At 57.8% G+C, this 12743-nt stretch carries 10 protein-coding genes; 1 reads left to right on the forward strand and 9 read right to left on the reverse strand.

Annotated features, from left to right (window positions below):
* Positions 1-244: 244 nt before the first annotated feature.
* From ABH944_RS44240 to ABH944_RS44270, 7 genes are all read right to left on the reverse strand, one after another.
* A complete protein-coding gene (locus tag ABH944_RS44240; protein WP_404615723.1) occupies positions 245-1492 on the reverse strand; it encodes an enolase C-terminal domain-like protein in 1248 nt (415 codons plus the stop codon).
* Positions 1493-1544: 52 nt separating this feature from the next.
* Positions 1545-2837: an MFS transporter gene (locus ABH944_RS44245; protein ID WP_404615721.1), complete on the reverse strand. Its 1293-nt coding sequence runs from the start codon at positions 2835-2837 to the stop codon at positions 1545-1547.
* An 86-nt stretch (positions 2838-2923) separates the two neighbouring features.
* Positions 2924-3691 (reverse strand): SDR family oxidoreductase, encoded by a 768-nt coding sequence (locus ABH944_RS44250; protein ID WP_404615719.1) that lies wholly within the window; start codon positions 3689-3691, stop codon positions 2924-2926.
* A 103-nt stretch (positions 3692-3794) separates the two neighbouring features.
* A complete protein-coding gene (locus ABH944_RS44255; RefSeq protein WP_404615717.1) occupies positions 3795-4514 on the reverse strand; it encodes a FadR/GntR family transcriptional regulator in 720 nt (239 codons plus the stop codon).
* A 374-nt stretch (positions 4515-4888) separates the two neighbouring features.
* Positions 4889-6046, reverse strand: coding sequence for a branched-chain amino acid ABC transporter substrate-binding protein (locus tag ABH944_RS44260; RefSeq protein ID WP_404615715.1), 1158 nt, complete (start codon positions 6044-6046; stop codon positions 4889-4891).
* Between the two features lie 203 nt (positions 6047-6249).
* The gene (locus ABH944_RS44265) at positions 6250-7782 is read right to left on the reverse strand and encodes a DUF6537 domain-containing protein (protein WP_404615713.1); all 1533 of its coding nucleotides are present in this window, start codon (positions 7780-7782) and stop codon (positions 6250-6252) included.
* Between the two features lie 4 nt (positions 7783-7786).
* Positions 7787-9934 carry a thiamine pyrophosphate-dependent enzyme gene (locus ABH944_RS44270; RefSeq protein WP_404615711.1) on the reverse strand — a complete coding sequence of 716 codons (2148 nt, stop codon included), beginning with the start codon at positions 9932-9934 and terminating at the stop codon, positions 7787-7789.
* A gap of 242 nt (positions 9935-10176) precedes the next feature.
* Here ABH944_RS44270 and ABH944_RS44275 point away from each other — a divergent pair, with 242 nt between their 5' ends.
* Positions 10177-11118: a LysR family transcriptional regulator gene (locus ABH944_RS44275; RefSeq protein WP_404615709.1), complete on the forward strand. Its 942-nt coding sequence runs from the start codon at positions 10177-10179 to the stop codon at positions 11116-11118.
* Positions 11119-11242: 124 nt separating this feature from the next.
* On the opposite strand, the gene ABH944_RS44280 is transcribed toward ABH944_RS44275, so the two are convergent.
* On the reverse strand, positions 11243-11422 hold the full coding sequence (locus tag ABH944_RS44280; RefSeq protein WP_404615707.1) for a cation:dicarboxylate symporter family transporter: 180 nt from the start codon (positions 11420-11422) through the stop codon (positions 11243-11245).
* Between the two features lie 29 nt (positions 11423-11451).
* Positions 11452-12549, reverse strand: a complete 1098-nt coding sequence (locus tag ABH944_RS44285) for a porin (RefSeq protein ID WP_404615705.1) — start codon at positions 12547-12549, stop codon at positions 11452-11454.
* Positions 12550-12743: the final 194 nt, after the last annotated feature.

Here is a 12743-nt window from a genome sequence, read left to right on the forward strand (position 1 = left end):
GGCGCGGCGAACCTCGCCCTGAGCGCAGATCAGCGCGCGCGGCTGGACAAGGTCAGCGCACCTCCTCTGCTTTACCCATACTGGCACCAGGTGCAAACCGCGAGCGACCGCCTCGGCATTGCCGACCTGTCACTCCTTGGGCCGCATCTGAAGGCATGAGCTGCACCGGACATGGCAAACGCGTGGCTCCGGAATCAGTCGTCCCGAGGCCACCTGACTAGTCAACACGGCTACAACAGAACCCCTATGGGGTTTGCAGTGTCCCGTCTTTCAAGCGCGTCTGGGTCCACGTCGTCACAGTGTTCTCACATGGATATTTCCCGGCCTCGGCCTCGTCAATGTCCACCCCGAGGCCCGGTTTGTCGTTCGCGTACACGTGTCCATCCCTGAACTCGGGAAGACCGGGAAAGACATCGAGCAAAGCGGCTCTCGGTCCCTTGAGTTCCTGGATCACGAAGTTCGGCGGCTCGGTGCCAGACCATTCCTGCACGCCGAAGTTGGGTGAGGCAAGGTCAATGTGAATATTCGCCGCATGCGCCAGCGGCGACATGTCGCCCGGGCCGTGCCACGCCGTCCTCACGCCGAATTGCTCTGCAAAGATCTGCAGCTTGCGCCCTGCCGTGATTCCGCCGATCTGGCTAAGGTGAACCCGGATGTAATCGATCAAGCGCTCGGTGATCAGGAAGCGCCACTCGGAAGGATTGTTGAAGAGCTCGCCCTGGGCCACAGGTGTCGTAGTTTTCGAGCGCAACTGACGAATCCATTCGCCTTCTTCCAACGCGATCGCATCTTCGAGAAAGAACAGGTCGTACTGTTCCAGCTCACATGCGAACCTGATTGCTTCGACCGGTTTCAGCCGTCCATGCACGTCATGGCACAAAGCGACGTCAAAGCCAACCTTGCTGCGAATACCATCGAACAGCTTGAGCGTTTCCCGCATGTACTTTCTGCTGTCGAGATATACGCCGTCCGCAGCGCCCTGAGGCGCGCTCGACGGCGCCTTGCCATAGCCGCCTCCACCATAGCCGCCACTTTGACAACGAATGTGCGTGATGCCCTGCTCGCGGTACCTCTGGATGTTCTCGCACAACTCATTCAGGTCACGGCCATCGGCATGCCGATAGATCGGTACTCCTTCGCGGCACTTGCCCCCGAAAAGTTGATACAGGGGCATATTCGCCATCTTGCCCTTGATATCCCACAAGGCCATGTCGATGCCAGAGATAGCGTTGTTCTCGATCGGACCATTGCGCCAGTAAGCGTTCTGATGCATCAACTGCCAAAGCTCTTCGATCGCCTCGGCATCCCTGCCAATCAACAACGGTCTCAGATACTCCTCGATCAGACACTTGACCGCGACATGCCGGTAGGCAAAGGTCGCGCAGCCGAGCCCATACAGTCCGTCCTGGTTAGTCTCAAGTTTGACGACAATCAGGTTGATGCCTTCCGGAGCGGTCAGGATGACTTTTACGTCGGTAATCAGGGTTGCCATTTTGAGTCTGCCAGAATCGAATCAATAAAATGAAGCTGCATTACGCGGTCTCTTACGTGCGGCGCAGCGAGAGCGGCTCTTTGTCCTTCACGCGCTGCCCGGAATGCGCCGGTACGGTGATCATCAGGATGACCGAGAGAAGCAGGCCGGCCGCCATGAAGATATACGAGGCTGCGGGACTGCCGGTCACGCCGTTCAAGTAGCCGACGATATACGAGCCAGCGAACGCACCCAGTGCGCCGCACGCGTTGACCAGGCCGATTGCGCCACCCAGCACGTTGCCCGGAATCAGCTCCGGTATCAGCGCGAAAAATGGACCGTACGGTGCATACATCGTAGCGCCCGCCACAACCAACAGCGCGAAGGAGATCCAGAAGTGCGATCCGCCGACCAGATACGAAGCCACGAATGCAATGGTCCCCACGAGAAGCAGCGGCCACACGAACAGCTTGCGGTTGCGGGTCTTGTCCGAAAGCCAGGACGCGAGCAGCATCAGGATAATCGCCGCGAGATAGGGAACTGCGGCGAGCCAGCCGACGGAAACAATATCGATCGTTGAAGCAGCCTTGAGAATCGAAGGCAGCCACATGATGAAGCCGTACACCCCGATGCTCCACAGCGCATGAATCGCGCAGCATTTCCAGACGATCGACGAACGGAACGCAGCCTTGTAGTCGCGCACTGGAGCGATGTCCGCCTGCTCAGCCTTCAGGCGGGCGCTGAATTCGACCTTCTCGGCATCGCTCATCCAGGTCACCTCAGCTGGGCGATCCTGCACGGTGAACCACCAGACCACCGCCCAGATGAGCGCCGGGATGCCTTCGAAGACGAACATCTCGCGCCAGCCGAAGCTGTGGACCAGATAGCCCGAAACGACCGACATCCACAGCACCGTCACCGGATTGCCGAGAATCAGGAACGTGTTGGCACGTGAGCGTTCAGTGCGCGTGAACCACCGGCTGATGTACATCAGCATCGACGGCATCACGGCGGCTTCCACCACCCCGAGCACGAAGCGCAACACCATGAGCATCGGAATATTGCTGACCATGCCGGTCGCCGCGGCGCACAGGCCCCACAGGACCAGGCTGAAAAAAATCAACTTCTTCACGCTGTTGCGCTGCGCGTAGATCGCACCAGGTACCTGGAACAGGCAGTAGCCGAGAAAGAACAACGAGCCGATCAGCGACGAGGTGCCTTGCGAGATGCCGAGATCCCTGTTGATTCCGGCCGCCGCGGCGAAGCCGTAGTTCGCGCGGTCCAGATACGCAAGACTGTAGGTGATGAAGATGATGGGCATCAGATACCACCATCTTTGGGGTGCAACGGGTTTGATGCTTTCCATGATGTCTCCAGATCGGTATGGCACACGCACTATTCGGTGAGCGCGGGTCATTCTTTTTGTTCTGATGTCCCCGCGCGGACTTGCATTTAAAGCACGGCCAGCCAACCTCCATCGACGTAGATGATCTGGCCGTTCACATAACTCGATGCCGAGGACGCCAGGTATACCGCTGTGCCGACGAGCTCTTCCGGCCTGCCCCAGCGTTGCGAAGGATTGCTGCTCTTGACCCAGGCATCGAAGGTCGCGTTCTCGACGAGCGGCTTGTTCATGTCGGTCAGGATGTAGCCCGGACCGATCGCGTTCGCCTGAATGTCTGACGACGCCCACTCGGCGCTCATCGCGCGGGTGAGCATCTTGATGCCACCTTTGGCCGTCGTGTAGGCGCCCACCGTGGCGCGCCCGGCTTCGCTCGTGAGCGAGCCGATATTGATGATCTTGCCGCCCGTGCCGCGCGCGATCATGCGCCGCGCTGCCTGCTTCGAAACGATGAACGCGCTCGTCAGGTTGGTGTCGATCACACGCTGCCAGTCGCTCAGTTCGAGCTCGACAAGCGACTTGCGAAACTGGATGCCGGCGTTGTTGATGACGATGTCGACCCGCACTCCGTCCTTGTCCCATTGCGCGAACGCATCGGCGACGGCCTGTTCGTCGGTCACGTCGAAGGCACGGCCTTGGGCATCGAATCCCTTGCTTTTGAGCCGGTCTACCGCTTCGGCGACCGTGTCGGCACGCGTGCCGTTCAGGATCACGCTGGCGCCTGCCGTGGCGAGCCCCTCGGCGAGCGCGAAGCCAATGCCTCGCGCCGAGCCTGTTACGAGCGCAGTGCGGCCGCTCAAGTCGAATAGCTGTGTCATACGCTGTTCCTTTCCGGGTGTGCAAGTAGGAGACGCGATTGCGCCCCTCGCGGCCGGAACGTCGGTCGCGATAACGTTGATTTCAAATCCGCTGGTTAGGACGTCAGATGGGTGCGTCGTTGGCGACGAGATTCAGCGCGGCGCGGTCTTCAAAGTCCTTCTCTGCGCGCTTGATGAGCGTGAGAACCGCCTCTTCTGCTCCCGCCGGATCGCCTGTCTCGATCGCGACGCAAAGCGCCTCGTGCATCGGCAGCGAACGGGCCGAACCACCGGCTATTTCGGAGCTGAGTTCGAAGCTCGTGCGCAGGATCGCCGACAGCGCGTTCTGCATCTGCTGGATGAACTGGTTGTGGCAGGCGGTAAGGATCGCACCGTGGAACGCCAGGTCCGCGGGGACGTATTCGCCGTGGCCGGCGACGGCGCGCTCCATCGACTTGAAGGCACGCCGCACCGCAACGCGATCCTCCGCCGTCGCGCGCTTGGCCGCGAGCTTGGCCGCATTCGGCTCGATGATCAGCCGCAGCTCCATCAGGTCCTGGATCAGACCTTCGTCGATCGCTCCCACTCGCGCGCGCCACGTGATCACGTCCGGATCAAACAACTGCCATTGCGAGCGCGGCAACACGATCGTGCCGTAACGCCGGCGCACTTCGAGCATGCCTTTGGCGGAGAGCGATTTCACGGTCTCGCGGATGGTGATGCGGCTTACCTGCATCTGCTCGGCGAGCACGGGCTCGGCGGGAAGAATATCCCCCGGCGCAAACTTGCCCGAGCAAATCTGCTCGCCCATCTGATTCAGCACCTGCCGGTGTAGTGTCGCCATGATTTCTTTCTACATCATACGTATGATGTAGAAAGATAAGCGGACAAACTTGCTGCCACAATCCGGGTTGACCCGAGGTTGCCAGTCCGCTGCTGCATGGATTCATTCAAGCAGTTCAACAGGAATGACGGCAATTCCTACGGCACTACGCGATGACCGCGCAGTCGCTTCACTGGCGGTATCAGGGGGCTCGTACGGCTGCGGCCGTGACTTGGCGGCTCCCGGTCCTTCGTTGTCAGGTTGAGTGACTCGCCAGATAAGACGACGCGATGAAGAAATCAAAATCGCTCTATCACGGCCACCGTTTTCCAGGCGGTGTCATCAGCTGCATCGATCAGCGTCTCCGAGGAGACGCTGATCTTGTGCGTAACGAGCTACATTTTCCCGACAACCCCCAGCGACGTGATTTTCTGTGACTTCACTTGGTAAACCGACACAGCCGCGTATTTCTGATCGCCTTTCTTATCAAATTCGATTTTGCCCGTCACGCCCGTGTAGTCGATCGTATGCAAGGCTTCAATCAGCCTTTGAGGGTCAAGGGACTTCGCCTTACGAATTGCCTCACCGACCACCATGACAGCGTCATACGTGTATGGCCCAAAATACTCGGGGGGTTGATGAAAGTGAGTCTGATAGTTCTGCTCAAACTCTTTTGCCCCAGGTAGTTCGTCAAACGGTGCACCTGTCTGGGTGCAATATTTGTCTTCCGCGGCAGACGCTGCTACTCGTACCCAGTTCTCCGTACAGATTCCGTCGCCACCTACGAAATGAACATCGTCCATGCCAAGCGCCTTCATTTGCTTGACAAAAGGGGACGCGATGGCATCGGTGCTGGCCAATACAATGGCGTCCGGATGGCCCGCCTTTAGAGTGGTGAGAATCGCGCGGAAGTCTACGGCCTTGTCATTCGTAAATTCTCTTGTCACTTCAATTCCGGATGCGTTTGCATCCTTGGCGACCTGGTCTCCGAGGCCTTGCCCGTAAGCAGTTCTATCGTCTACCAAACCGATGCGCTTTGCTTGCAGCCGACCGCTGAGGAATTGAACCATTCCTCGCGCCTGTGCGTTATCGTCAGCCACGACGCGAAAAGTGTTGTTGAAACCCTGCGCAGTCAACGTGGGATTGGAGGCGCCACTTGAGATGAACGAAATGCCCGCCTGGCTGTAAATGCGCGACACCGGAATCGCGACCCCGGAGTTGATATGACCCACGACCGCCACGACATGATCATCAACGAGCTGCTGGGCGACGATTGTGCCAGTGCGGGGGTCGGCAGCATCGTCGGCCGAGACAAGCTCGAAGCGAACGTGTTTACCATCCACGGTAATGTTCTGCGCGTTTAGCGCCTCAATAGCCAACTGACCGCTGTTTTGCACATCCTTGCCGAGACTTGCAAGCTGTCCTGTACTCGGTCCCGCCACTGCTATCTTGGCGACCAGGTTTTCAGAAAACGCATCCGTGGACGCCAATGCTGTCAGTACGGCAAGAAGAGGAACGGCGAACGACATAGTTGAGTGAACTCGATGAGACATGTTTTTTCTCCAAAAGAATCCGATATTTTCAGATGACCGCTCACTACCGGGACAATTAGCTATACTTAGTTGATCCATCGTGCACAGCGCCGAATCTTTCTGGAGCTGTATTTACGTGCGAAAACTGACTAACCTGTACGTCAAAAATAAAACTTCTTAGCCGACGTCATTCTTACAACATGGTGCTCAAGGCTTCGCAGCGACTATGCCGCGCGCTTGTTGCGAACGAATTTGATCGGCTTGAACGCTGGTTCCGGCGCAGGCAGCCCCAATGCCTGCGCGAGCTCGTGACCTTCGGGGTCTGCCAGCGCGGCTTCTCGCGCCAGCTTGATGCGCTCGGCAAGCCTGCCAGCCAGCTTGATGCGAGCAGCCAGCCCGTCAGTCAGGTTCAAGTTTTGCCCGTCGATATCCGCGAGAATGGCTTGGAGATTCTTTCGCCCACGCGCATGAGTCTGGCCATACCCCTTGACCAGATTGCCCGATAACGCTAGTTCATACGCAGCCTGGCTCAGGTTCCGCGTGGCGAGCAACCGGCGAATGGCATCAAGCCACCTGACGATCAAATCGTGCTCGTTCCGGAAGCGCGAGGTATGGCGGCGTAAACGTCGCAGGCTGCGCAACGCGCACAACACCATGAAGCCGCTCACCGTATCCGTACGAATGTACAAACCAGCATTAAGCGACTTGTGCGTCAGCACCTTGCGCCGGGCGACCCAATAAGCAAGTTTCGGCGGGAGGACGGAGAGCATTTCATCGAGACCCGGCTTGAGAAATTCGGTCAGCTTTATTACGTCCTCGGACCCTGCAGACACTTCCTTGCGGATCCTCTCCAATCGGGTACTTCGCGTCTTTAGATCCGCCACGCGGATCACGTCCTCATAGCTCATCCAGAGTGCGAGGAAGCGAGCGGCCTCCCGCGTGACTGGACACTCTGCAGGACCGCCGCCCGCATCCAGTTCAAGGTGCCGCAATGACTCTACGATCGTGCGATACTCCTGGGCGTAACGTTCGTCCTGGTAATCGGTAGTCAGCTCTGCGCCCGCCCGGATCACGTCATGCAACGCGGCCGGCAAGATGCCAGCACCGGGACCGTCTGCGAGCGATAGCTGCCTCTCCTTCGCCATCGAGTAGCCTGCCGCAAACCCCTTCAGACTTGCGTCAACGGCCTTGCCCGACGCCCGGATCGCGGCTTCGCACGACGCACGTGACACCGGCAATACCCCGGTTCCAGCCATCGCACCGAACATCACTGTGTTGATCACTGTGCCGTTGCGCCATGCCACTTCACGCATGTCGAACAGTACGCAGCTACGCGCCATGGCCCGCAACGCGTCCAGCGCCTTCTGTGGCTGGTAGCGGCCGTCCGCCATGGCCATTTTCTCCGACACGGCGTACTCACGATGAGTCGATCCGATCATCGCCGTACGCCGCGGATGTGAGAAACCGCCCTGGACGATCCGGGCCGCCTCAACCAGTTCCGACGCCACGGCAACATCGATGTCACCCGGATTGGGTGTCAAGGAAAAGACCGGCTTGCGGCCACCTAGCTCCGAACGTGGGACGGGGTAAATCTCGATGTAGTAGGTTGTTGCGCCAGTTCGTTGCGCAACGCCAGGAATCGACGTGCTCTGGACCGGAAAATCGTGCGCGTCTGCTGCGCCGATGAGCCAGTCAGCCAGCACGCCGCCGCCTTCGCCGCCAAGCGCAGCGACAAGGATTGTAATGGGTTTTATCATGGTCTCAGACCGCGCGCGAAAGTGAACGCGAGCCGGCTAGCCGGTCGATGACGAACGCCCTTATCCGGGCCAGCATGCGTTCACCAAGTGTCGGATTCTGTATCACGTCCACTTTGTAGAAAGACGGACACAAAACGGCAGCGTGCGAGACCTCGCCGCATAGTCCGCAACCCACGCAGTTCTGGTTGACCGTCGCGACGGGATCAGTACGCAAGGCGCTCGGATTCGGTTTGATCGTCAGGGACGGACAGCCGGACAAGCGGATGCATGAATGATCGCCCGTGCAAACGTCGTCGTCTATGCCGAAGCGGGTACGGACGACCCGTTTGCCCTGTTTCAGGCGTTTTGCATTGACCGGTTTGATTCGGCGCTGGCGCTCGAGCTGGCATTCACCATCCGCGATAATCACCTTCAGGCCCGGTTTCCCGGTGGTCATGGCATCAGTGAGCGCATCGGCCATCTGCGACACCTTGTAGCTCGTCACCGTCTTGACCCAGTCGACTCCCACGCTCCTGAGCGCCCTCGAAATATCCAGCGGCAACGGCGCCGTTTCACCCGTCTTGATCGAAGACGGAATGTTTTGCGTGCCCGTCGCGGAGGTATACCCGTTCTTCATGATCAACAGCACGGAATCATGCTTGTTATGAATCGCGTTGATGACGCCGCTGGTGAACCCGTTATGCCAGAATCCGCCGTCGCCCATGATGCTGACCACGCGACTGTTCATCAACGGCGCGATACCTGACGAGCTGGCTAGTCCGAGTCCATAGCCAAGCACGGTGCTGCCGATGTTAAACGGCGGAAGTGTCCCGAACGTATGACAGCCAATATCCGCACTGACGTGAATCTGTCCGAGTTTCCGCTGAACCAACTTTACCGCCGAGAACACCGGTCGCTCCGGACAGCCAACGCAGAAACCTGGAGGACGGTTTGGCACTGCGCCGTCGAGCAGGTCGGCCGCCGTGTTCTTCAGGCCAGTGAGATCCGACGATACGTCCGTTGCGTGCTGCAGGTCGACGCCTTCCGGCTTGGTCGTCTCCAGAAAACGGGTGATGCCCCGCAGCAGAACTTCGCCGGTATATTCGCCAGCCATTGGCAAGACACTCTTCCCGAACACCCGTGCCAATACATTGTTCTTGCGAAGAATCGACTCAATTGCGTCCTCGATGTAATTGGGCTGCCCTTCCTCCACGATCAGCACATCGGTCTTGCCCTTGCAAAATGCAACGATCTCGTCAGGAACAAGTGGATAAACCACGTTGAGCACCTGCAACGGCAGTCGGCTGTCTCCGAACGCATCGGCAAGGCCCAGTTGCTGGAGCGCGCGCAACACGCCGTTATACAGGCCGCCTTGCAGGATCACGCCAACCGACTGAGTAGACGAACCCTCGAACGTTTCATTTAAGCGGTGCTCGCGGATGAAGCTCAATGCCGCCGGCCAGCGCTGCTCGATCTTCTGCTTTTCGTGCGCGTAGGTCGACGGAGGCAGGCAGATCTTGCCGTAGTCGAATTTTGCGTCTTCTATCAGGTGCTTCCGGGAGATTGCCGGCGCTCGATTGTCCTTGCATATGAATTCGCCATGCACGTGGCACGCACGAATGCGCAACTGCAGCATGACAGGCGTGTTCGTGGCCTCCGACAATTCGAAACTCTGCTCGACCGCGTCCACGATGGACGTGAGATTGGGTCGAGGATCAAGCAACCACATTTGCGATTTCATTGCGAACGCGTGAGTGCGCTCCTGGATAATGCTGGAGCCTTCGCCATAGTCTTCTCCAAGTACGACAACCGCGCCGCCAATCACGCCCGCGGAGGCAAGATTCGATAGAGCGTCCGAGGCGACATTGGTGCCAACCGTCGACTTCCAGGTAACGGCGCCACGCACCGGATGATTGATCGACGCGCCGAGCATGGCTGCCGCGCCGGCTTCAGACGCACTGTTTTCGAAGTAGATGCCGAGTTCATCGAGCATGTCCCGCGCGTCGCCGAGCACGTCGATCAGATGCGAAACGGGCGCACCCTGGTAGCCGCCGATATAGCTGACACCAGATTGCAACAGGGCTTTGGTGACCGCGAGAATGCCCTCGCCTCGAAAGACTTCGCCCTTGCCTAACGAAAGGCTCCGCACTTCTGCTTGAAAGGACCGTTCCACTTTATCTCCTTGTATTCCAGCGCGTCCGACTCGTTCTTGGGTCGGGCGTCTTCATGTGTAGTCACAAGGCTAAACGTGAAAGCGAACGGCATCTAATCGAATGATTTTGGCATCGTTATAGATTACATCGATAATAAGGGTATGCCCTGAATAACTGAGTTTTAGGGGCCATTTACAGGTCTCTTGCCTTCAGAAAATACACTGGCTCTGATATCGTTATAGACATAGTCGATTGACAAAATTTGCGCCTCACGAACCCGTTTGCTGGACACGTGCTACCTACTAACATCGATCTGAATCTGGTGAAGGTTTTCCTCGCCATCTATGACAAAGGCAGCGTCACTCGGGCCGCGCAACACCTTTGCCTGACCCAGCCGACCGTCAGTTATTCACTTGCCAAGCTAAGAGAGCTATTCGACGATCCACTTTTCGAACGCACGCCCGGTGGCATGCGCCCAACGGAAAGCGGAGAAAGAATCTATAGTGATTTCTGTGGCGCTCTCGCGCTGGTCGAACATGCGGTTGATTCGAACAAAGTATTCGTCGCCGCAAAGTCGCAGCGCCGTTTCCGCGTGTCCATGTCCGATATCGGCGAACTGGTGTTCTTGCCGCCGTTGCTCGAACGCCTTTCGGCCGAGGCTCCGCACGTCACTCTGGAAGTCATGCCTACCGCAGTGGAGTCGATTCCCGAGATGCTTGCATCGGGACGGCTAGACGCCGCGATCGGAAACCTGGCGGCTATCCGGCTAGGCAGCACGATGCGCGCGCCTCTTTTCAAAGAAAGGTATGTTTGCCTGCTAAGCAGACATGCAAATTCGATCGGCGACGAAATGACGCTCCACGCTTTCACGACCGCGCGCCACGTTGTTGTCTCATCGCCATTCACGGGACATCGAATGATAGAAGATGCGTTACGAGAACGCGGTCTCGCTCAACAAATTACGGCAAAGCTTGCAAACTTCACCGGACTTCCCGGGTTGCTTGCCAGGACCGACCTCGTGGCCATAGTACCGACCCGGGTCGCAAGGGTCTTTCAGACTTATAGCCCGTTAAGAGTATTGGAACTTCCGATTGAGATTCCTACGTTTGATGTCACCCTGCATTGGCATGCGCGACAACACAACGTCGCGGCAACGGCATGGCTAAGAGACGTCATTCTGGAAACATTGCATGAGCTTGGCTAGGGATGCAATACAGGCCCTCCGGCCCACGATGAAGACGCCCCGACAGGGGGCGCCTGTATTTCGATGCAGTTTCCCTGGCTCGCGACCCGTAACGCCGGCGTGGGTTTGCGGTCACAAACACCATTCACGATACCGCTGCAACACCTTTGGATGTGACGACCATCGTCAGCGTCAGCAGGATCTGTTGCTGCACCCCCAGATGGATACCATATAACTGGGCTACGAAAAGCGCGCCAATGCCAAGGTAGATTGCTGCACCGTCGAGGTTGAACGTGTATCCGGCCGGCACTACAAATGTCGTCATCCCCGTGATCAAGAGTCTTCGCGCAACGACTAAAAAAGATGCGCGATACTGATTCCCACCATCGTCTGGGCGTCGGAACCCGATGGACTTGTTGCGGTCGAGTTGATGCGGGCGAGCGCGCCCTTGCCCGATGCCCTCTGCCAGACATAGGTTCCGTACACCGAGGTGCGCTTCGAAAGGCGGTAAGTCAACGTAGCATCCGCCTGGTTTGCGTGGACGCTATCCAGTACGTGATTGCCACCCATATAGGTATAGGTCGCGGCGAAATTCCAGAACGGGCTGATGTCGTAGCTCACGGTCGCGTCGATGGCATCGATCTGCGCTCCCGTTCCTGTATTGCGAGAGATCGTCCCCAGCACCGACAATTGAACCGGCGCCAACTGATACTTGCCGCCTACGCCAACGTTCCGGATGCCATTATTACCGTTGTCGATCGTGGGCGGCTTCGCCATCGTATACGCCGCACCCACGCCGCCCGAACCGAAATCATAGTTGACGGTAAAACTCGATGAACTGGAATTCCCGAATTGACCGGCAACGCCACCAAAGCCGTACATTGCTCCGAAAGTTATCCCGTTGAAATTCGCGCTCCTGAACTTGACTGCATTATTGATGGCCTCCCCGTTGAGCCGGTCAAAGTCGTAAGAGCCACCGACCACGTACGGCACGCCGAAGGTCGGAAACGGTCCCTGGTGAGCACCCCAGAGGCCCTGGTTGTAGCCACCCGCATACCCGTGCGTTGACATGTCAAACATAAAATCGCGCTGCTGACCGAAGGTCAAGGTGCCATATTGATTCGACAGACCAACATATGATTCCCGGGAGAAAAGGCTACCGGGTACACCAAGGACCGTTCCTGTACTCATCGAAAACAGACTGCCGAGATAGAAAAGAGCCTGCAGACCACCACCCAAGTCTTCCTTGCCCTGCATTGCAAACGAGTTCGGACGCAGTACACCATTGGTCTCAGACACGCTTGAGTGCCCTCCAACGTTGCTTGTGTAACCAATTCCAGCGCCCAGAAAACCCGTTATATAGACACTGCTTTGCGCGAATGCCCCAGCCGAGCATCCCATCAGCAGCAGACCCACTCCACCCAACAACTTCACGTCTTTTCCAATTCCCACGCCGATCTCCTTGCCGTTCCAGTCGTTTATGTTTAGTGCTCTTGCTCTCGATCTCTGTCCGAGGTTGGCTCGATGGTCCGATGAATTCGCAGAAAACAATAAGAGACGGTTTCAAAAAGGCTGAACAGATCGCTTGAGAGCACTCCAACAGATGAGGCAAACGGCGAACTTCAGGAAGGCTTCATGGATCTTGG

The sequence above is a fragment of the Caballeronia udeis genome, assembly GCF_044909315.1.
GTDB lineage: Bacteria > Pseudomonadota > Gammaproteobacteria > Burkholderiales > Burkholderiaceae > Caballeronia > Caballeronia udeis_A.

Bases quoted from the DNA above. Each gene is read 5' to 3' on its own strand.
- ABH944_RS44265 (WP_404615713.1), bottom strand. From the start codon at position 7,782: ATGATAAAACCCATTACAATCCTTGTCGCTGCGCTTGGCGGCGAAGGC.
- ABH944_RS44280 (WP_404615707.1), bottom strand. From the start codon at position 11,422: ATGACGACATTTGTAGTGCCGGCCGGATACACGTTCAACCTCGACGGT.
- ABH944_RS44240 (WP_404615723.1), bottom strand. From the start codon at position 1,492: ATGGCAACCCTGATTACCGACGTAAAAGTCATCCTGACCGCTCCGGAA.
- ABH944_RS44255 (WP_404615717.1), bottom strand. From the start codon at position 4,514: ATGGCGACACTACACCGGCAGGTGCTGAATCAGATGGGCGAGCAGATT.
- ABH944_RS44260 (WP_404615715.1), bottom strand. From the start codon at position 6,046: ATGTCTCATCGAGTTCACTCAACTATGTCGTTCGCCGTTCCTCTTCTT.
- ABH944_RS44245 (WP_404615721.1), bottom strand. From the start codon at position 2,837: ATGGAAAGCATCAAACCCGTTGCACCCCAAAGATGGTGGTATCTGATG.
- ABH944_RS44250 (WP_404615719.1), bottom strand. From the start codon at position 3,691: ATGACACAGCTATTCGACTTGAGCGGCCGCACTGCGCTCGTAACAGGC.